This is a genomic window from Anoxybacillus tepidamans PS2 (assembly GCF_000620165.1).
GTDB lineage: Bacteria > Bacillota > Bacilli > Bacillales > Anoxybacillaceae > Anoxybacteroides > Anoxybacteroides tepidamans_A.
Window position 1 is genome coordinate 156,685 of the sequence record NZ_JHVN01000003.1, and the last position, 18,978, is coordinate 175,662.

An 18,978-nucleotide genomic window follows, 5' to 3' on the forward strand; every position below is an offset into this window, starting at 1 on the left:
CATTGCGAAATTTAACACTTTATTCGGGAGCGCAGCGTTGGTTCAATGGTGCAGTCAACATTTGAACGTAGCGGCGAAACTCGCTGAGCGCTTCCTGCTTCGTTTCTTCCCGCTGCAATGCATCAAGCAGCTGCTCAACTTTTTGTACGAGCGCGCTGCCAATCACGATACCGTCGCTGCAATGCTTCAGCATGCTTACTTGCTCGCTTGTCGAAATGCCGAAACCAACCGCTGCCGGAACGCGGCTGTACCGCTTCACTTCGGATAAAAACGCTTCAAGCTCATCCGGCAGCGTATCGCGCATACCGGTGACCCCTAGCGACGATACGCAGTATAAAAATCCTTGCGCCGAAGAGGCGATTTTTTCGATTCGCTGCTTCGATGTCGGCGCGACTAGCGAAATCAACGATAGCCCGGTAGATGCGCTCAGTCTTCGAATCGGCTCGCTTTCTTCAAATGGCAAATCAGGAATGAGGACGCCGTCCACCCCGTTTTCCTTCGCTAAAGCGAAGAAAAATTCTTCTCCTAATTGTAACACAGGATTGTAATACGTAAAGATAATAATTGGAATTTTCACACCTTTTTTTCGCATTAAAGACACTAGTTCAATCGCTTTTGGAAGCGTCATGCCCCCTTTCAACGCCCGTGCCGCGGCGCGCTGAATAGTAGGACCATCAGCAAGCGGGTCTGAATAAGGGACACCTAATTCTAAAATATCCGCGCCCGCCTGCTGAAGTTCAAGGGCAAGCTCAATGGTCAAGTCTGGATGCGGATCGCCGGCAACGATAAACGGAATAAACATCGTTTTAGCTGCGGTGGACAGTCGCAACGTCCATCCCTCCTTTTAAATGGCTCATGATCGCTTGAACATCTTTATCGCCGCGACCAGATAAGCAAACGAGCACTGTTTTTTCTTTCGGAAGTTTTTTCGCTATTTCTATCGCTTTAGCAAGCGCGTGGGCTGATTCAATCGCTGGAATGATCCCTTCCTCACGGGCGAGCATCTCGAATGCTTCAAGCGCTTCCTCATCTGTCACGCTTTCATAGCGGACGCGGCCGATGCTCGCTAAGTAAGCATGCTCCGGACCAACACCGGGGTAATCAAGCCCAGCGGAAATCGAATATGGCTCCGTAATTTGTCCGTATTCATCCTGAAGCAAATATGTCAGCGAACCGTGAATGACTCCTTTTCTTCCTTTTGTAATCGTTGCGGCATGGTACAGCGTGTCAACGCCCTTTCCAGCCGCTTCCACCCCGACAAGCGCAACCTTCTCTTCTAAAAATGGATAAAACATGCCGATGGCGTTGCTGCCGCCGCCGACGCACGCTATAACAGCGTCCGGCAGCTTCCCTTCCCGTTCGATAAACTGCTGCTTCGCTTCCTCACCAATGATTCTTTGAAACTCGCGCACCATTTTCGGATAAGGATGCGGTCCGACAACAGAGCCAATCATGTAAAAATGATCATCGCAATGCTGGACCCAGTAGCGAATCGCCTCGTTCGTCGCATCTTTTAACGTCCGATTGCCGCTTGCAACCGGAACAACTTCTGCCCCTAGCAATTTCATGCGGAATACGTTTAACTCTTGACGTTTAATATCCTCTTCGCCCATAAACACGATGCATTCCATCCCAAAGCGCGCCGCGACTGTGGCTGCCGCTACCCCGTGCTGGCCCGCCCCCGTCTCCGCAATTAATTTTTTCTTTCCCATCCGCTTTGCTAGCAGCGCCTGCCCAATCGCATTATTAATTTTATGGGCGCCCGTATGGTTTAAATCCTCGCGTTTCAAATAAATTTTCGCTCCATTCAGCTTTTCCGTTAGATTGGCAGCATACGTAAGCGCCGTCGGGCGGCCCGAATATTCTTGCAAAATACGAATATATTCCACGTGAAACAATTCATCAGCGAGCGCCCGCTTGAATTCCCTCTCTAGTTCTTCAAGCGGCCGCATTAACGTTTCCGGCACAAATCTCCCGCCGAACTCTCCGAATCTCCCAATTTCATTTGGCATATCGTACACTATGCATCACCTTCTTTTCAATCTCGATCATTTTTGCCATGCTTTTTTCACCGTTTTCTTCAATGCCGCTGCTAATGTCAATACCGTGCGGCTGGTACGAAAGCAGCCGATCGATATTATGAGGCGCAATGCCCCCGGCGATAAAACAAGGAACTCCCTGCCTATTCGCTTCTTCGATGTAAAAAGGAACCGCGTCCCAATCAAAGGCGACTCCCGTTCCGCCCCACGCACCGTTCACTCGGCTGTCCACAACATATCCATCTACAACTCTTGCATACTTCTTCATGTTGCCAAGCGCCCCTTCGCGATGATGAATCACTTTCCAGACAAGACAGTTTGTTGCTTTCTTAATAGCCGCTACTTGTTCGACGGTTTCATGGCCGTGACATTGAATGACGGAAAGCGGTACAGAATGCGCTACAAAACGAATGTATTCGAGCTCGCTGTTAACAAATACCCCCACAAGCTTTTTGCCATTCAATTCGACCGCTTCAAGCCACTGTTTGACCTGGGAAACCTCTACTTTTCGTTTGCTTTCAGCAAAAATGAGCCCGAGATAATGCGCGGCACTTTGCGCCCCTTTCTGTAAATCAGCAAGAGAACGATGACCGCAATATTTAAGAAGAACGCTCAATCGTTTCCGCCTCCCCATACAGCTCATAGATCGCTTGGCTGACATCGTTCTTTCGCATGAGCGATTCCCCGACTAACACCGCATCCGCCCCGTACGCCTGCACTTTTTGCAAATCGGACGGACAAGCGATGCCGCTTTCGCTGACAATGAGACATTCTTTCGGAACAAACGGCGCTACTTCTTTCGTTGTATTTAGCGTCGTTGTAAAGGTGCGCAAATCGCGGTTATTAATTCCGATGATCGCTGGTGTAAATAGTTCTAAAATTCTTTCTAACGTTTCTCGGCTATGCACTTCGACTAGGCACTCCATCCCTTTCTCATATGCCTCTTGATATAATTCATATAACGCCTTAGGCGAAAGCGCCTCGCCGATTAACAAAATGGCATCCGCTCCTATCCTTGCGCTTTCTTCAATTTGCAAACGGTCAATAATAAAGTCTTTACGCAGCACTGGAATGCGGACAATTTGCTTAATCGCCGTCAAGTATTGCCGATGCCCTTGGAAATAAGGCGCATCCGTTAAAACAGAAATAGCGTCCGCACCGGCTTGTTCATACGCTTTGGCGATATCGACCGGCTGAAAATCCGGCCTTATGATGCCTTTCGACGGTGATGCCTTTTTCACTTCGGCGATAAGCGCCACTGGGCGCGCTTGTTTTTCGAGCGCGGCGCGGAGCGAAACGCGCGGCACATCCACGCGCCTTGGCAATGTTAATGTTTCGATTTCTTTTCGCTTCGTCGCCAAAATGTTTTCAAGCATAGCGTTCCACCTCTTTCATTTGCAGGCGGCGCAATTGTGCAAGCGCCTGTTTCGTCATGATCGCTTCCTTCGCCATCTCGACCCCTTCACGGATCGTTGCCGCTTTTTCCGCGACATAAAGAGCGAGACCAGCATTTAAGGAGATGATGTTCACAGCGCTTTCGTTGGCCGTTCCCTCAACCGCTGCCTGAAGCAGAGCGGCGCTTTGGGCGACCGTATGAACTTGAATGTCTTCGATTTTACCGCGGGGAAGCCCGCACTCTTCCGGCGTTAGGACGAAGCGGCGAATGCGGCCGTCTTTTAATTCGACGATATCTGTTTCCGCCGCGATGCTGCACTCATCGAGCCCATCCTTCCCTGTGACGAATAACACGTGTGAGGAGCCAAGCCGTTTTGCGGTTTCCGCCAGCTTCTCCGCATAGCGCGTCGAATATACTCCGATCACTTGCTTTTTGCACCGAGCCGGGTTCGAAAGCGGTCCGAGCAAGTTAAAAGCGGTCCGAAAACCAATTTCCTTGCGCGGGCCTGCCGCGTGCTTCATCGCCGCATGGTACAAAGGAGCGAACAAAAACGCCAATCCTTTTGTTTTCAATGCCGCTTTCGCCTCCTCCGGCGTTCCTTGAATGTGAACCCCAAGCGCCTCTAACACATCAGCGCTGCCGCTTTTCGACGAAACAGCCCGATTCCCATGCTTGGCGACTTTAGCGCCCGCCGCTGAAGCGACGATCGCCGCGGCCGTTGAGATGTTAAATGTTCCTTTTTCATCGCCGCCTGTTCCGCACGTATCAATGACTTCCTCTTCATAGTCAATACGCATCATTTTATCCCGCATGCCGCGGACAAATCCGGTCAATTCATCCACTGTTTCGCCCCGCAGGCGCAAAATCGACAAGAGGCTCGCGATTTGGCTTGCTGTTGCTTCTCCTGACATGATCGCTCCCATCGCTTCGTATGCTTCCTGCTCCGTTAATGGCTGTCCTTCGATGCACTTGGTTAACAGCTGTTTAAGCATACAGACGTCCCCCTTTTCCAAACACCGCTTCCGCCAGTTCGATTGCTTTCATTAGCGCGCTTGCTTTATTGCGCGTTTCGTTCCATTCTAATTCCGGAACAGAATCAGCGACAATACCGGCGCCTGCTTGCACATATGCATAGCCATCTTTCACAATAGCGGTACGTATGGCGATACATGAGTCGATATTTCCGTCAAATCCGATGTAAGCAATCGCACCTGCATATACGTTCCGTGCCACCGGTTCAAGCTCATTTAGAATCTGCATCGCCCGCACTTTTGGCGCTCCGCTCACCGTGCCCGCCGGAAATGCCGAAAGTAGCGCATCAATCGGATGGATATCATCTCTCAACTCACCGGTCACTTTAGAAATAAGATGCATCACGTGGGAAAACTTGCCGATTTCCATTAGCACTGGCGCATGAACAGTGCCGTATTTGGCCACCTTGCCAACATCGTTACGCGCCAAATCAACGAGCATATAATGCTCCGCCCGTTCTTTCGGATCGTTTAATAACTCTCGCGCCAGCGCTTCGTCTTCTTCTTCCGTTCTTCCCCGTCGGCGCGTCCCGGCGATCGGATGAATTTCAATGTGGCGCTGCTGCACTTGCACAAGCTTTTCGGGCGAGCTGCCGACAATCTCCACTTCATTCGTTTGAATGTAAAACATGTACGGCGATGGATTGATCTTTCGAAGCATGCGGTACAATTGAAAGCCGGTGACGGCAATCGGCAGTGAAAACCGCTGTGACAACACCGCTTGAAAAATATCTCCGGCCGCGATATACCGCTTAATTGTTTCGACATCGCGCAAAAAAGCTGTGCGCTCGTACGTCGAGGCGACTCGTTCAAACGAGGCGCGCGCTCTTTGTTCATCGGCTGCCCACGGCAAAACCGGCTGGCTAATCCCTGCAGTCGCCTTTTTCATAATCGCTTCGATCGTTTGCAGCGCTTCTTCGTACTTTTGCCGTTTTGTTTGCTCGCTGTCCCCGTCTTGCAGGCGAACGTAATGAAACAGGGCAATTTCCCGCGTCGCATGGTCAAACGCAATCAGCGATTGGCAAACAGTGAAATGCACGATTTTCATCTTGATGTCACGGCAAGCATGAACAGGAACTTTCTCAATCGACGAAATCAAATCATAGCCTAAATACCCAACCGCGCCGCCGGTAAACGGAAGATCCGTTTCAATTGGTTTCACCTGCAATTGCTGTTCGACATAATGCAACGCCTCTTTTAAAGAGGCCGCTGCCGCTATTTCCGTTCCGTGCTCATCGACGATGGAAAATAATCGCCCGTCTTCGCTTTCAATTGTCAAAAAAGGTGCAAGCCCAATGAACGAATAGCGCGACCACGGGGAATGCTCATCTTTACTTTCTAATAGAAAACTCGCTTCGTTTTTCAGGTTTTCAAAGAGTTGCAACGGCTCCAATATATCCGCGAAAAAACGGCGCATAATTGGAACAGTTCGAAACTGTCTGGAATCTTCTAAAAAGGTGGTAAATGTGCAGTTTCTCATGTCTCTCTCCTCCGTTTGTTCGGACGGAGAATGAGGGTTTATGAGGCATAATAAAGAGGAAAACCCAAAGACGCTTATGTCTTTGGGTAGATTGTTCGCTAAATATGCTCACCTCAGCTAAACTCACTCATTCTCATCTACCCTATGCTCATCTCACTTAATCTCACTGTCTAAACTGACAGACAACTAACTCTCTCACTCAACTTGCAATCTATGCTGCGGCTCACCGACGCATCGGTTCGCCCTGCTTCCGCTTTTTCTTGTAATCTAGCTTCAGCAGCCAGCCGCTCCCTGTCAAATAACCCCCTCCCTTGAAGTGCAGAGCACTTCTTGCGGGCGGAGAACATTTGCCTGTCGCGGCTAGTCGGGCTGCTTCCGCTTTTTCCTATAATCCAGCTCCAGCAGCCAGCCGCTCCCTGTCAAATAACCTCCTCCCTCGAAGCGCAAGTCGCTTCTTGCGGGCGGAGAACATTTGCCTGTCGCGGCTAGTCGGGCTGCTTCCGCTTTTTCCTATAATCCAGCTCCAGCAGCCAGCCGCTCCCTGTCAAATAACCTCCTCCCTCGAAGCGCAAGTCGCTTCTTGCGGGCGGAGAACATTTGCCCGACGCGGCTAGTCGGGCTGCTTCCGCTTTTTGTTATCATATTACAAATCTTCTTTTTTTGTCAACGTTAAATCTGGTCGAAGCTGGGTCGCGTTCCGCAGGTAAATATGGACGATTTCTTCTTGTGCTTTTTTCGTCTGTACGGTCATCATCACCCGAATGCAGCGCGGCAAGGAGCCAGGAACGGGAATTTCCCGCATGCACATGACCGGCACATACGTCCATCCATCAATGCGGCGAAGCGCCTGTGCCGGAAAAGCGGCGGTCAAATCGTCCGTCACTGAAATCAAGACGTTTGCCACATCGCTCGCTTCCACATCGTTCGCCCGAATCATTTCCCGGAGCAATTCTTCCGTCGCATCGACAATCTCCGTTGCTTCATTGTTCATGACTGTCGTTGCGCCGCGAATCCCTCTAATCATGCTCTTCTTCCTCTCTTTGTGAAAATTCGTATAGCAGCGATAACAGCTGTTCATCCTCCACCGTCTCGATGTGGACGCTGCCGACATCTTTTAAAAGTACCATGCGGACGTTTCCGGCTTTCGCCTTTTTATCGCCCTTCATTTTTTGCAGCAACCGTTTCGGGGCGAGCTGCGGCGGGAGCGACACAGGGAACCCGAACGATGCGAACCATTGTTGCAAGCGATAGTTTGCAAACGATAAGCCATAAACGCGCTCGCTGACAAAAATGGCAAACAGCATGCCGAGCGCCACCGCATCCCCGTGCGTGATCGCTCCATACCCGAGTTCGCTCTCAAGCGCGTGCCCTAGCGTATGGCCAAAATTCAAGTGCGCGCGTACCCCCGTCTCTTTTTCATCCTCACATACGATGCGCGCCTTTACTGCAATTCCTTGTTGAATGCAATATTGCAACTTGTCCCCTTTAACATCTTCTAAGCTATGAATATTTGTTCGCAGCCACTCGTAAAACGAACGGTCGCCAATGAGAGAATGTTTAATGATCTCAGCAAAGCCAGAGCGCAGTTCTTTTTCCGGCAGTGACTTTAAAAACGCTGTATCATAAATGACGGCCTCCGGCTGATGAAACGCGCCAATCATATTTTTACCAAGCGGATGGTTGATCGCCACTTTTCCCCCGACCGCACTGTCATGCGCGAGCAATGTCGTCGGCATTTGCACGTAGGAAATGCCGCGCATAAACGTCGCTGCCACAAAGCCTGCCAAATCGCCAACCACCCCGCCGCCAAACGCGATAATGAGCGAGTGGCGATCCAGTCCATAAGAGAGAGCAGCGGTTTGGCACGCATAATAATGCTCAAACGACTTCGCCGCCTCCCCGCTTGGAATAATGTGCACATACACATCGTAATCGTGCCTGAGCGCGGCCATGAGGTCCGCCAAGTACAAGCGTTCAAGCGTTTCGTCCGTAACGATCAGCAGTTTCGTACGCTTTTGAAAACCGAGCTCTTGCAGCAAATGTGAAAGCGATTCCGTTATCCCTTCGCCTAAAAAAAGCGGGTATTGTTTTGTCGCTGTTTCGATCATCGTTCGTTCCATTGTTAAAACTCCTTCGCATGACGGCGCATTTGTTCAATGTTCGCTTTAATTAAATCCATTCGGTCTTGTCCGAACTGATCGACAATCGCCGCAGCAATTTCCCAAGCGACAACCGCTTCGGCAACAACGCTCGCCGCTGGCACAGCGCAACTGTCCGAGCGCTCGATGCTCGCCGTAAACGGCTCTTTCGTATCAATGTCGACGCTTTCTAGCGGTTTGTATAGTGTCGGAATCGGCTTCATTACCCCGCGCACAACAATCGGCATGCCGGTTGTCATTCCGCCTTCAAAGCCGCCAGCGCGATTGGTGCGGCGGCGAAATCCGTGTTCTTTGCTCCAAACAATTTCATCGTGCACTTCACTTCCCGGAAGACGTGCCGCTTCAAAACCGATGCCAAACTCGACTCCTTTGAACGCATTAATGCTGACGATGGAAGCAGCGATTTTCGCGTCGAGCTTTCGATCGTAATGCACGTAGCTGCCGACCCCGGCCGGAACACCTTCAACAACCACTTCTACAATGCCCCCGATCGAATCGCCATTTTCTTTCGCCCGGTCGATCGCCTCCATCATTTTAACAGCCGCTTCTTCATCAAAGCAACGAACTGGCGACTGCTCTGTGACGCTTCGCAACTCTTCAAGCGATTCATAGGCGAGTCGCTCCGCGCGCACGCCGCCAATTTCAAGCACATGTCCCGCTACTTGAATGCCAAGCTCGGCTAAAATGCGCTTCGCCACCGCCCCGGCCGCCACACGCACCGTTGTTTCTCTCGCTGATGATCGCTCGAGTACGTTGCGCATGTCGCGGTGTCCATATTTGATCGCACCGTTTAAGTCGGCATGCCCAGGTCGCGGCCGTGTCACTTTGCGCTTTACTTCATCTGCCTCATCGATTGGCTCGATTGCCATAATGTTCGTCCAGTGTTTCCAATCGCGGTTTTCGACGACAAGCGTAATCGGCGAGCCTAACGTTTTACCATGGCGCACACCGCTTAAAATTTTGACCTCGTCCTTTTCAATTTGCATTCGTCTTCCCCGGCCATATCCTTTTTGCCGTCTTGCCAACTCCATGTCAATATGCTCTTTTAGAAGCGACAGCCCCGCTGGAACACCTTCTAAAATCGTTGTCAGCTGCGGTCCGTGCGACTCCCCCGCTGTCAAATATCTCATCTTTCTCTCTCCCTTCAACTCTTTAACGCGTTTATGTAACAATATATCATAATTTTACAAAATGAAAAGCGTTTATAAAAAAAGAATTCATCATTTCGATGAACTCTTTCCGATGTTATCCCATTTTGCGATAAAAAAATGTATCTTCCGCTTCGAAGCCGTAAGACGATGGATTAAAAATTTGTTCTGTGCTGCCGACAAAAAACATCCCGCCAGGACGTAGCGCCTTATTAAATTTATGATACAATACGCTTTTCGCTTCTTCCGTAAAGTAAATAAGAACGTTGCGGCAGACGATCAAATCGTAATTCGTATCGAATGGGTCCGCCAGCAAATTATGCTTTTTAAACGTGACAGCTCTTTTAATACTTTCGTCTATTTTATAATACGTTCCTTCTTTTGTAAAAAATTTTTTTTTCATTTCTTCTGGCACTTCTTGAAGAGAACGCTCGACATAAACCCCGAGCTTGGCGCGAGAAATGGCGTTCTCGTCAATATCCGTGGCGAGCACTGAAATTTGCGAAAGTGGCAAAAACTTTGACAGAATCATGACCAACGTATACGGCTCTTCTCCTGTCGAACAAGCGGCACTCCACACCTTTAAGCGACGGTTTCGATCAATAAGCTTCGGTAAAATCTTTTTTTCAAGCACTTCCCATCGCTGGGCGTTGCGGTAAAATTCGGAAACGTTAATCGTCATGCGGTCGAGAAATTCATGAAAAAGCGTACGATCCGCCTCCATCGCTTTGAAAAACTCTTGAAAATTTTTAAAACCGCGCTTTTCATAAAGTGATGTCAGCCGCCGTTTCATTTGCGCTTCTTTATACTGCGCCAAATCAATGCCCGTTTTTCTTTTCACGTTCGCAATAAATTGCTGGTAATCATCCATGCGCCACTTTCCTCCCTATAAGAAAAGCGACTGGCTCATCAGTAGAGCCAATCGCCCATATATTAATATACCCACTCATGGATCAGCTTAGAGTAGTTGACAAGCTCTTCTTCCTTGAAGAACAAGTTGATTTCACGCTCTGCGCTCGCTGGTGAATCAGAACCATGAATTACGTTTTTGCCGACTGTTAAGCCAAAGTCGCCGCGAATAGTGCCAGGCGCCGCCTCTTGCGGGTTCGTTTTGCCCATCATTTGGCGCGCAGCGGCAATGACATTTTCGCCTTCCCATACCATCGCGAACACTGGCCCTGATGTAATAAAGTCGACAAGTTCCCCGAAGAACGGGCGCTCTTTATGCTCCGCATAGTGCTGCTCCGCCAGTTCGCGGGATACTTGCATCAATTTCGCTCCAACAAGCTGATAGCCTTTTTTCTCAAAGCGAGATACGATTTCGCCGATTAGATTGCGTTGAACCCCATCAGGCTTGACCATTAAAAATGTTCTTTCCATCGTCGATACTCCACCTCTACACAGTTATGTACTAGGAAATAGCATTCCCATCAAAATAGTAACATTGTTTCCCATAAGAAGCAATATAGTCCATGAAAGCGTTTAAAACTTTCTTTTGCCGATATATTTTGCGACATTATATAACGTTGAACGCGCCTTGTTTTTCGGAAGCGTCTCCAGCACGGCAAACGCTTTTTGCAAATAGCGATCGCTCAACGCGTATGACTTTTCAATCGCTCCCGTTTCTTTAATCCGGGAAATAATATCGCTCATTTCACTTGCCGGTGTGTGAGGGTGAACGCTGACGATTTTTTCTTTAACGTGTCGGTCTTCCATCGCAAAAAGGGCAGGCAGCGTCACATTTCCTTGCAGCAAATCGCTTCCCGCCGGCTTGCCGAGTTGCTCCTCAGTGCCGACAAAATCAAGAATATCATCGGTAATTTGAAACGACATTCCGACATAATACCCGAACAAATAAAGGCGATCCGCTACCTCTTGTGGAGCGTTCGCAGCGATCGCGCCAAGCTGGCAGCTGACAGCGATCAATAGCGCTGTTTTTCGTCTAATCCGCCGCAAATAGGAGCGGAGCTTTTGATCAAAGCGGTACTTATCTTTAATTTGCTCGATTTCTCCGCGGCACACTTCGACGATCGTGCGCGCTAGAATGCGATGAGCAAGCGGATTGTCGAGCCGAGACATCAATTCAAGCGAACGGGCGAAAATGTAATCGCCGGTATACATCGCAAAGCGATTGCTCCATTTCGCCTTAATCGTTGGCCTGCCACGCCGCATTTCCGCATCGTCAATTACGTCGTCATGAACGAGTGAGGCCATATGAATCAGTTCGAGCGCTACCGCCACATGTTTGATCCGTTCAATATCGTAATCGCCAAATTTGCCGGCAAGAAGCACAAGCACAGGGCGAATGCGCTTGCCGCCCGCCTGCAACAAATGAAGCGCGGCCTCGCTTAATAGCGAATAATCGGATTGCATTGCCGCTTCCAATTCTTTTTCTACCAATTGTAAATCGGCATTTAAAAACGAATACATCGCTTTCAATTTCATCATGTTCACCTTAATCTTTCGTAATGCGTCACGGTTTATACCCTAGATGCATAGCAGCCGCACCAAGCGCATACGGCTTTATTTCAACATTGACAAATCCAGCCTCCTCAAACATTCGGGCTAGCTCGTCCATCCCAGGAAAATCGCGCGCCGATTCTTGGAGCCACGAATATTCTTCGTAGCTCTTCGCAAAAATTTTTCCTAACAGCGGCATAATGAAGCGGAAGTAAAAATAATAAAGCTGCCGAAATCCGATGAGGGTCGGCTGCGATGTTTCTAGACAGACAGCTTTTCCACCCGGCTTCAAGACGCGATGCATCTCCTTCAGCACCGTCATATAATCCGGCACATTTCGAAGCCCAAATCCAATTGTGACATAGTCAAAGGTATTGTCGGGGAATGGAAGCTGCATCGCATTGCCATGAATGAGCTTCACATTGCGAAGATGCCGCTCGTTCACTTTTAGTTCTCCGATTTGCAGCATATTTTTGCTAAAGTCAAGTCCGTATACCTCACCGCTCGGGCCGACTGCTTCTGCAAGGGCGATCGTCCAATCAGCCGTACCGCAACAAACATCGAGCGCTTTCGCTCCTTTTTGCACCTTCATTCGGTTCATCGTGTCTTCACGCCATTTGACGTGGCGTTTGAAGCTGATGACCGAATTCATTTTATCGTAATTCTCGTAAATTTTTTCGAACACGTGATGAACTCGTTCTTCTTTCGATCGTTGCATCATTCTACCCTTCTTCCACTGTCTTTTTGGCGATGGCGGAAAAGCTTCCGATTAGTTCGGAAAGCCGCTTTTTTAGCAAGTCGTTGCATTCAAGCTTCATGTTTAACAGCTCTTCCTTGCAATGCTGAATATAACGATTGCAAATATGTGCTAAATAATGCTTTTGCTCTTTTGCCATCGCTTTGTTCTTCGAAAAGACAATGTTCGCCATTTGCTCAAAAAGAACGGATGTCCCTTGTTTGTTAAACTGCTCCTTTTCGCGACCGAGCCGCTTTAACAGCAAAAAATAATAAGCAAATTTCGACCATGACGGCACAGAGAGATGTTCGCCGATTTTATAAATAAGCGACGACTCAATAATAGCGACGCTATGAAACAGCGATTCAATTTTTCCGATATCTTTTTGGTATAAACGAATTTTATGCTCGTTAATTTCTTTAATCGCTTCCGCAAGCAAATAAATCGTTGTAAGATCGCTTCGTTTCGCTAAATATTCATAGTACAGCCCGCTGTATAAATCTCCAGCAAGCACCGTCAACTGTCTCATTTTTAGTTCGTCTTCTTGTTGACACGAAAGAGAATTGCTCACGTTATCATGGGTATCAAGGGCGATTTGTACAAGCATCACCGGAACTACATAGCCGTCCATTTCTTCAGGCGACAGCTGTGCGCTTGCTAGCATCGATAATAACAATAAAATTCGATCCTCATCAATTGCTTGAGCGGATACATGCTGCAACAAATATGGATGGTAAAGAAAATGTTGAATTTGCTCTTTTAGCGTTGCTATTTTCTTCAAGATTTGTTCCAATACGATCACCCTTGTTCCCCAAAAATTCGTGCTAAAGACATAACGCATTTAATTATAACATAATTTTTTATGAAAGGCTCTAATTTCGTAGAAAAAACAGAAACGTGCTGATTAAATGTCATTTCTTTCCTTCTGAATGAATTTCGCCGTGATTCGTCTGGATGAGAGCAGCTCCCCTCACCTTAATGGCAGATGTGTGCTCCGTAAACTGGGCGATGAGCACTTCCCCTTTGTCAAGCTTTTCGGAATGATGAAAACGCGTATCGGCTCCTCTCGTCAATCCAATGACATTGACGCCGTCTTCTAACGCTTTAATGACAATATAGTCGCTATTATACATAACCTTCCCCCTTGGTGAAAAATAAATTTCATCATCCTTTGATAAGCGATAACACTTCAGCGCGAGCTACATGGTCTGTTTCGAACGTGCCGCGAACCGCTGTCGTTACTGTTTTCGCTCCCGGCTTTTTCACTCCGCGCATCGTCATGCACATATGCTCCGCCTCCACGACGACCATTACACCATGCGGCTCAAGCGTTTCCACAATTGCATCGGCAACAGTTGCGGTAATTCGTTCTTGAAGCTGCGGACGGCGCGCAACCGCCTCCACCGCGCGCGCAAGTTTGCTTAATCCCGTCACTTTTCCACCGCGAGGAATGTAAGCAACATGGGCAACTCCAAAAAACGGAACTAAATGATGCTCGCACATGGAGAAAAACGGTATGTCTTTGACAAGTACTAACTCTTCATGCTCTTCGCTAAAAACGGTTTGAAAATGCTCTTTCGGATCTTGGTTGAGTCCTGCAAACATTTCCGCATACATTTTCGCTACCCGCTTTGGTGTATCGATCAAGCCTTCCCGGTTTGGATCTTCGCCGACCGCTTCTAAAATAAGGCGAACCGCCTGTTCAATTTGTTCGTAATTGACATTTAACATCTCTTACATCCTCCCGCATTCAACAAACTCCAAATATCAATGCAACTGAAATTTATCATCGCTCAAAAAATGAAGAAAAGACTTGGTAAAAGGATCGAATTTGCATCGATAATAGTTTCTATGTACAAACGGGCGCTTCCCGTAATCCGATTCTAGCATATATGTGAAAAAAAAAGCAAAAAAAGAAGGGCAACGAAACTGACTTGCCCTTCTCCTAAGCTCTTTTTATGTAGCAATTACTTCACAGCATCTTTAAGAGCTTTACCTGGTTTGAATGCAGGAACTTTGCTCGCAGGGATTTCCATTTCTTCGCCTGTTTGTGGATTGCGTCCTTTGCGAGCTGCGCGCTCACGCACTTCAAAGTTCCCAAAACCGATTAATTGAACTTTATCGCCGCTTTTAAGTGCTTCTGTAATGGATTCAAAAACAGCATCGACTGCTTTTGTTGCATCTTTTTTAGAAAGGCCGCTAGTTTCTGCAACCGCATTGATTAATTCTGTTTTGTTCATGCCATTCACCTCCTCCCAAGGTCGAATCAACGTGCTTATTCCATTTGTTCACCATTTCTCCTATTTCTATACGTATCAAGCAATATAAATTATCGACATGCCTATATTAAACGATTCGTCGTCATAATTCAACATATTTTCAGCAAATCAATGCAAATTAGTCACATTTCACCAAAGAAACTAAGTTTTGCTGATAAAAGATTACCATATGTCTAATCGTTTCGCAAGAAAAAATGCTTATTTTTCAAGGTTTTTGCCCTTTTATTCCTTTGGAAGAATAAACGACAAAACTCTCCCCCGCCAATGTCGCCACGCGCACAGCTTTCTGGCAAACTATAATATGCCTCAATATTAAACGTTTACAAACGAACTAAATACGCGACTTCTTATATGCTGACAAAATTTCGTATAAAGCTGGGGTGGTACCGCCGCCCCCATTAGTAAAAAGAAATATCCAGACATGAAAAAAAGACCCCGAATCGGAGTCTGTGTGACACGTTTATAAGATGATAGCAATTAAGCCTCCCGAACCTTCGTTAATGATGCGTTCGAGCGTTTCTTTTAACTTATAGCGCGCATTTTCCGGCATTAAAGCAAGTTTCGCTTGAATACCTTCGCGCACAATCGAACTGAGCGAACGTCCAAAAATGTCAGAATTCCAGATTGACAGCGGATCATCTTCAAAATCTTGCATGAGGTAGCGAACGAGCTCCTCGCTTTGTTTTTCTGTTCCGATAATTGGCGCAAATTCAGACTCAACATCGACTTTAATCATATGAATCGATGGAGCCACTGCTTTTAACCGCACGCCAAATCGCGAACCTTGGCGAATGATTTCCGGCTCATCCAAGCTCATGTCGGAAAGGGCCGGAGCAGCGATGCCATAGCCAGTTTGTTTCACCATTTTAAGCGCATCAGCAATTTGGTCGTACTCCGCTTTCGCATAGGCAAAGTCTTGCATCAGCTGAAGCAAATGGTCTTTGCCGCGAATTTCTACACCGACCACTTCTTTTAAAATTTGGTCATATAAATCGTCTGGAGCGTATAAATCAATTTCTGCAACCCCTTGCCCCATCTCGATGCCGGCAAGGCCTGCTCTCTCGATAAAATCATATTCACCAAACTGCTGGACGACGCGGTCAACGTCACGCAATCTCTTAATATCTTTCACTGTATCTTTGACCGCTTCTTGATAGCTTTCACGAAGCCAGTGATCTTCGCGAAGCACCATCACCCAGCTCGGTAAGTTCACGTTCACCTCTAACACTGGAAATTCATATAATGCCTCACGAAGCACATTATATACATCCGCTTCTCTCATGCTTTCGACGCTCATTGCTAATACCGGAATATCGTATTTTTCGCAAAGCTCTTTTCGAAGCGCTTCCGTTTCCGGGTGGTGCGGGCGCACCGTATTAATAATCATGATAAACGGTTTGCCGACCTCTTTTAATTCATTAATGACCCGCTCTTCGGCGTCTACATAATTTTGTCTTGGAATCTCGCCAATCGTTCCGTCCGTCGTAATAACGACGCCGATCGTTGAATGTTCTTGAATGACCTTTCTTGTGCCAATTTCCGCCGCTTCCTGGAATGGAATTGGTTCTTCATACCATGGAGTATGGATCATGCGCGGGCCGTTTTCATCTTCATACCCTTTCGCTCCTGTGACTGCGTAGCCGACACAATCAACGAGGCGGATGTTCACTTCCAATCCATCATCAACTTTCACTTTCACCGCCTGATTCGGAACAAATTTCGGTTCCGTTGTCATAATCGTCTTGCCGGCGGCGCTTTGCGGCAACTCATCTTGCGCCCGCGCCTTATCCGCTTCGTTCCCGATGTTCGGGATTACGACAAGCTCCATGAATTTCTTTATAAATGTCGATTTGCCCGTTCTAACGGCACCGACTACGCCTAAATAAATATCGCCGCCTGTTCGTTCCGCGATATCTTTAAAAATATCGACTTTTTCCAAATGACTCCCCTCCAGTCTTTGAGTCGTTATGGTCCCTATTAGGACTACTAGGACACTATATGAATATGACGTTGTCCTATTCATTTATGACTAAAATAAGAAAAAATCCCTTCTCTAGAATGTATTCATAAGAGAAGGGATCATGACTTATTTCGTTAAAAAAATCGGCTCATTATGTGCATCAACCGTGTACGGAAGAGAGTATGCCGGAACAAACAGAGAGTTTTCGACTAACAGCCCGCGAATATCTTCGCCTGTCTTATACGAACGCTTCGTTTTTTTCAACGCTTCATATAAGTCGATGCGGTAATCGACATAAACATCTCCTTTATAGTCGATCACAAACGGCAAATTGTTTCCGGAGTAAGGGCTTTCGGCATAAGGCGGTTCTTTATATCCTAGTTTTTTATAATCAAGTGTAAAAACTCCCTTGGCAATCATTTGTTTAAACGGCGGATATCCATGGGCGTCGCGGTACATTTGCAGGCGCAAGTTGATGTCGCGAATTTGCTCCGCCATCCGCAAATCAAGCAATTTGACCGTCGGATTCGTTTCCGCATCTACAAGCACGTACTGAAAAATGCCGCCGCTTTCAAACGCGTTGCCCGGCGGTTCAGGCATATAGCGCGGCACGAGCTTTTGAAAATCGATTGGATACTTTTGATAAATCGGTGTTTTCATATCGCGCGTCTTTATAGGCAGCAATCCTCCGGTCGCCTCTCGGTATTGATTGACCGCCTGCTGCACGCTCGCCACTTGATCTTGGTAAGGAATTTGGTTTTGTTTTAATCGCTCATCTGGGTATAGACAGCCAGACAGTAAAAGCATGATCATGCTGGCAACGATCCATCGAAACGCACGCTTCATTTTCCTCTCCATCCTTTTTGCTTGTCCATTACTCTGGCGTCGGGCCGCTAAATACAACGAAAATGATGATGATTCCCGCTAAAATCATAAGCACGTATGCAATCAACGCCAGCACTGCTTTCAACGCTTTGTTTTTTATTTTATAGCGGCTCAAATAAATAGAAAAAACAGAAATAAACATAAATGCCATCGAAGTAAGTGCAATCCACATTTTCGCTAACCCAGGCGACATGTTCGTTCCCCCTTTTTTCGACAATTATTATACAAGATCAGCAAAAAAACTGAAGTAAAGCGGGGCTCTTTACTTCAGTGGACGGGATACCCTTTGTCCGGAAGTTCAAGTCTATGATTGTTCGCCATATTGTATGCATGGACAACGCCTATGGCATCGTCGAATGCCTATTTTTCCAAAATATTGATTAAATCTTCCATCTCGTGTGTCTTAACGCGCGCCATCAGAGAATCGGCCCCCTCTTTAGGGTTTTTCCCATTAAACAGCACGTCATAGAGCACTTCAGTAATCGGCATTTTCACACCGAGCTTTTGTGCCAATTGATAGGCAGCTTTTGTCGTCCGTACTCCTTCGACAACCATTCCCATGCTGTCGAGCACTTCGTCAAGCTTCATGCCTTTTCCAAGCAAATGCCCCGCTCGCCAGTTGCGCGAATGTACGCTCGTACATGTAACGATTAAATCGCCAATTCCCGTAAGGCCCGAAAACGTGAGCGGGTTTGCGCCGAGCGAGCAGCCAAGCCGTGCGATTTCGGCAAGCCCCCGGGTAATCAAGGCCGCTTTAGCGTTATCTCCATACCCTAAACCATCGGTAATCCCTGCCGCAAGGGCGATAATATTTTTTAATGCCCCGCCAATCTCAACGCCAATGAGATCCGGGTTCGTATAGACGCGGAAATATTGCGAGTTCATAAACAAGTCCTGAATCCGCTCCGCCGCTTTCATATTTTTCGAAGACACCGTCACCGTCGTCGGATGGCGCAGGCTCACCTCTTCCGCATGGCTCGGCCCCGACAGTACGACCACATCTTGTAAAAACGGCCCCATTTCTTCTTCAATGATTTCTGAGATGCGTTTATGCGTATCTGGTTCAATCCCCTTGCTGACAGTAACAATGGTGATCGCCTGCTTCACGCATTCCCGCACTTTTTTCAACACGTCGCGAATCGCCTTCGTCGGCACAGCGAGCACGACCGTTTCGATCGTCTCCAACGCTTCTTTCAGGGACGAATAGCCAACGATTCCGTTAGGAAGCTCGATGCCCGGCAAATATTTCTCGTTCGTTCGCTTTTCGTTAATTTCTTCGATTTGCTCCGGGCGCTGTCCCCATAGACGGACGGCATGGCCGTTATCCGCGAGGACAATCGCGAGCGCTGTTCCCCAGCTTCCTGCTCCTAGCACCGCAATTTGTTCCACCCTTATCACTTCCTTA

Annotated in this window: 22 protein-coding genes; all 22 read right to left on the bottom strand. The window is 47.7% G+C overall.

Going from position 1 to position 18,978, the window contains the following annotated elements; all coding sequences use genetic code 11:
* Positions 1–19 precede the first annotated feature (19 nt).
* On the bottom strand, positions 20–802 hold the full coding sequence (trpA, locus tag N667_RS0105165; protein ID WP_051529972.1) for a tryptophan synthase subunit alpha: 783 nt from the start codon (positions 800–802) through the stop codon (positions 20–22).
* A gap of 4 nt (positions 803–806) precedes the next feature.
* A complete protein-coding gene (trpB, locus tag N667_RS0105170) occupies positions 807–2,021 on the bottom strand; it encodes a tryptophan synthase subunit beta (protein WP_027408573.1) in 1,215 nt (404 codons plus the stop codon).
* A complete protein-coding gene (locus N667_RS0105175) occupies positions 2,002–2,673 on the bottom strand; it encodes a phosphoribosylanthranilate isomerase (RefSeq protein ID WP_198020518.1) in 672 nt (223 codons plus the stop codon). The genes trpB and N667_RS0105175 overlap by 20 nt, the downstream gene beginning before the upstream one ends.
* Complete coding sequence (gene trpC, locus N667_RS0105180) at positions 2,639–3,415, bottom strand: indole-3-glycerol phosphate synthase TrpC (protein WP_027408575.1); 777 nt, start codon at positions 3,413–3,415, stop codon at positions 2,639–2,641. Before trpC ends, N667_RS0105175 begins: the two co-directional genes overlap by 35 nt.
* Positions 3,408–4,427, bottom strand: a complete 1,020-nt coding sequence (gene trpD, locus N667_RS0105185; protein ID WP_027408576.1) for an anthranilate phosphoribosyltransferase — start codon at positions 4,425–4,427, stop codon at positions 3,408–3,410. The genes trpC and trpD overlap by 8 nt, the downstream gene beginning before the upstream one ends.
* On the bottom strand, positions 4,420–5,946 hold the full coding sequence (gene trpE, locus N667_RS0105190; RefSeq protein ID WP_027408577.1) for an anthranilate synthase component I: 1,527 nt from the start codon (positions 5,944–5,946) through the stop codon (positions 4,420–4,422). The genes trpD and trpE overlap by 8 nt, the downstream gene beginning before the upstream one ends.
* A 510-nt stretch (positions 5,947–6,456) precedes the next feature.
* On the bottom strand, positions 6,457–6,588 hold the full coding sequence (locus tag N667_RS20320; RefSeq protein WP_269528345.1) for a hypothetical protein: 132 nt from the start codon (positions 6,586–6,588) through the stop codon (positions 6,457–6,459).
* A gap of 1 nt (position 6,589) precedes the next feature.
* Positions 6,590–6,970 carry a chorismate mutase gene (gene aroH / locus N667_RS0105195; protein ID WP_027408578.1) on the bottom strand — a complete coding sequence of 127 codons (381 nt, stop codon included), beginning with the start codon at positions 6,968–6,970 and terminating at the stop codon, positions 6,590–6,592.
* Complete coding sequence (gene aroB, locus N667_RS0105200; RefSeq protein WP_027408579.1) at positions 6,963–8,066, bottom strand: 3-dehydroquinate synthase; 1,104 nt, start codon at positions 8,064–8,066, stop codon at positions 6,963–6,965. The genes aroH and aroB overlap by 8 nt, the downstream gene beginning before the upstream one ends.
* A gap of 2 nt (positions 8,067–8,068) precedes the next feature.
* Entirely contained in the window at positions 8,069–9,235 is a 1,167-nt protein-coding gene (gene aroC / locus N667_RS0105205; protein WP_027408580.1) for a chorismate synthase, read from the bottom strand.
* A gap of 115 nt (positions 9,236–9,350) precedes the next feature.
* Entirely contained in the window at positions 9,351–10,124 is a 774-nt protein-coding gene (locus tag N667_RS0105210) for a CheR family methyltransferase (protein WP_027408581.1), read from the bottom strand.
* A 62-nt stretch (positions 10,125–10,186) separates the two neighbouring features.
* The gene (ndk, locus tag N667_RS0105215; protein ID WP_027408582.1) at positions 10,187–10,633 is read right to left on the bottom strand and encodes a nucleoside-diphosphate kinase; all 447 of its coding nucleotides are present in this window, start codon (positions 10,631–10,633) and stop codon (positions 10,187–10,189) included.
* A gap of 102 nt (positions 10,634–10,735) precedes the next feature.
* A complete protein-coding gene (gene hepT, locus N667_RS0105220; protein WP_027408583.1) occupies positions 10,736–11,698 on the bottom strand; it encodes a heptaprenyl diphosphate synthase component II in 963 nt (320 codons plus the stop codon).
* Positions 11,699–11,726: 28 nt separating this feature from the next.
* Positions 11,727–12,431, bottom strand: coding sequence for a demethylmenaquinone methyltransferase (gene menG, locus N667_RS0105225; protein WP_027408584.1), 705 nt, complete (start codon positions 12,429–12,431; stop codon positions 11,727–11,729).
* A gap of 4 nt (positions 12,432–12,435) precedes the next feature.
* Entirely contained in the window at positions 12,436–13,251 is an 816-nt protein-coding gene (locus tag N667_RS0105230) for a heptaprenyl diphosphate synthase component 1 (RefSeq protein ID WP_027408585.1), read from the bottom strand.
* A gap of 109 nt (positions 13,252–13,360) precedes the next feature.
* Positions 13,361–13,582 carry a trp RNA-binding attenuation protein MtrB gene (mtrB, locus tag N667_RS0105240; RefSeq protein ID WP_027408586.1) on the bottom strand — a complete coding sequence of 74 codons (222 nt, stop codon included), beginning with the start codon at positions 13,580–13,582 and terminating at the stop codon, positions 13,361–13,363.
* A gap of 31 nt (positions 13,583–13,613) precedes the next feature.
* A complete protein-coding gene (folE, locus tag N667_RS0105245) occupies positions 13,614–14,180 on the bottom strand; it encodes a GTP cyclohydrolase I FolE (RefSeq protein WP_027408587.1) in 567 nt (188 codons plus the stop codon).
* Between the two features lie 236 nt (positions 14,181–14,416).
* A complete protein-coding gene (locus tag N667_RS0105250; RefSeq protein ID WP_156936086.1) occupies positions 14,417–14,689 on the bottom strand; it encodes an HU family DNA-binding protein in 273 nt (90 codons plus the stop codon).
* Positions 14,690–15,188: 499 nt separating this feature from the next.
* Positions 15,189–16,667: a stage IV sporulation protein A gene (gene spoIVA, locus N667_RS0105255; protein ID WP_027408589.1), complete on the bottom strand. Its 1,479-nt coding sequence runs from the start codon at positions 16,665–16,667 to the stop codon at positions 15,189–15,191.
* Between the two features lie 147 nt (positions 16,668–16,814).
* Positions 16,815–17,534, bottom strand: coding sequence for a hypothetical protein (locus N667_RS0105260; protein WP_027408590.1), 720 nt, complete (start codon positions 17,532–17,534; stop codon positions 16,815–16,817).
* Between the two features lie 28 nt (positions 17,535–17,562).
* Entirely contained in the window at positions 17,563–17,766 is a 204-nt protein-coding gene (locus N667_RS0105265) for a DUF2768 domain-containing protein (protein ID WP_027408591.1), read from the bottom strand.
* Positions 17,767–17,933: 167 nt separating this feature from the next.
* Positions 17,934–18,962 carry an NAD(P)H-dependent glycerol-3-phosphate dehydrogenase gene (locus tag N667_RS0105270; RefSeq protein ID WP_027408592.1) on the bottom strand — a complete coding sequence of 343 codons (1,029 nt, stop codon included), beginning with the start codon at positions 18,960–18,962 and terminating at the stop codon, positions 17,934–17,936.
* Positions 18,963–18,978: the final 16 nt, after the last annotated feature.

What these genes read in the sequence shown, in the direction of transcription:
- trpA (WP_051529972.1), bottom strand. Translation starts at nt 802, where the DNA reads ATGTTTATTCCGTTTATCGTTGCCGGCGATCCGCATCCAGACTTGACC.
- N667_RS0105175 (WP_198020518.1), bottom strand. Translation starts at nt 2,673, where the DNA reads ATGGGGAGGCGGAAACGATTGAGCGTTCTTCTTAAATATTGCGGTCAT.
- trpC (WP_027408575.1), bottom strand. Translation starts at nt 3,415, where the DNA reads ATGCTTGAAAACATTTTGGCGACGAAGCGAAAAGAAATCGAAACATTA.
- trpD (WP_027408576.1), bottom strand. Translation starts at nt 4,427, where the DNA reads ATGCTTAAACAGCTGTTAACCAAGTGCATCGAAGGACAGCCATTAACG.
- trpE (WP_027408577.1), bottom strand. Translation starts at nt 5,946, where the DNA reads ATGAGAAACTGCACATTTACCACCTTTTTAGAAGATTCCAGACAGTTT.
- N667_RS20320 (WP_269528345.1), bottom strand. Translation starts at nt 6,588, where the DNA reads ATGATAACAAAAAGCGGAAGCAGCCCGACTAGCCGCGTCGGGCAAATG.
- aroH (WP_027408578.1), bottom strand. Translation starts at nt 6,970, where the DNA reads ATGATTAGAGGGATTCGCGGCGCAACGACAGTCATGAACAATGAAGCA.
- aroB (WP_027408579.1), bottom strand. Translation starts at nt 8,066, where the DNA reads ATGGAACGAACGATGATCGAAACAGCGACAAAACAATACCCGCTTTTT.
- aroC (WP_027408580.1), bottom strand. Translation starts at nt 9,235, where the DNA reads ATGAGATATTTGACAGCGGGGGAGTCGCACGGACCGCAGCTGACAACG.
- N667_RS0105210 (WP_027408581.1), bottom strand. Translation starts at nt 10,124, where the DNA reads ATGGATGATTACCAGCAATTTATTGCGAACGTGAAAAGAAAAACGGGC.
- ndk (WP_027408582.1), bottom strand. Translation starts at nt 10,633, where the DNA reads ATGGAAAGAACATTTTTAATGGTCAAGCCTGATGGGGTTCAACGCAAT.
- hepT (WP_027408583.1), bottom strand. Translation starts at nt 11,698, where the DNA reads ATGAAATTGAAAGCGATGTATTCGTTTTTAAATGCCGATTTACAATTG.
- menG (WP_027408584.1), bottom strand. Translation starts at nt 12,431, where the DNA reads ATGCAACGATCGAAAGAAGAACGAGTTCATCACGTGTTCGAAAAAATT.
- mtrB (WP_027408586.1), bottom strand. Translation starts at nt 13,582, where the DNA reads ATGTATAATAGCGACTATATTGTCATTAAAGCGTTAGAAGACGGCGTC.
- folE (WP_027408587.1), bottom strand. Translation starts at nt 14,180, where the DNA reads ATGTTAAATGTCAATTACGAACAAATTGAACAGGCGGTTCGCCTTATT.
- N667_RS0105250 (WP_156936086.1), bottom strand. Translation starts at nt 14,689, where the DNA reads ATGAACAAAACAGAATTAATCAATGCGGTTGCAGAAACTAGCGGCCTT.
- N667_RS0105260 (WP_027408590.1), bottom strand. Translation starts at nt 17,534, where the DNA reads ATGAAGCGTGCGTTTCGATGGATCGTTGCCAGCATGATCATGCTTTTA.
- N667_RS0105265 (WP_027408591.1), bottom strand. Translation starts at nt 17,766, where the DNA reads ATGTCGCCTGGGTTAGCGAAAATGTGGATTGCACTTACTTCGATGGCA.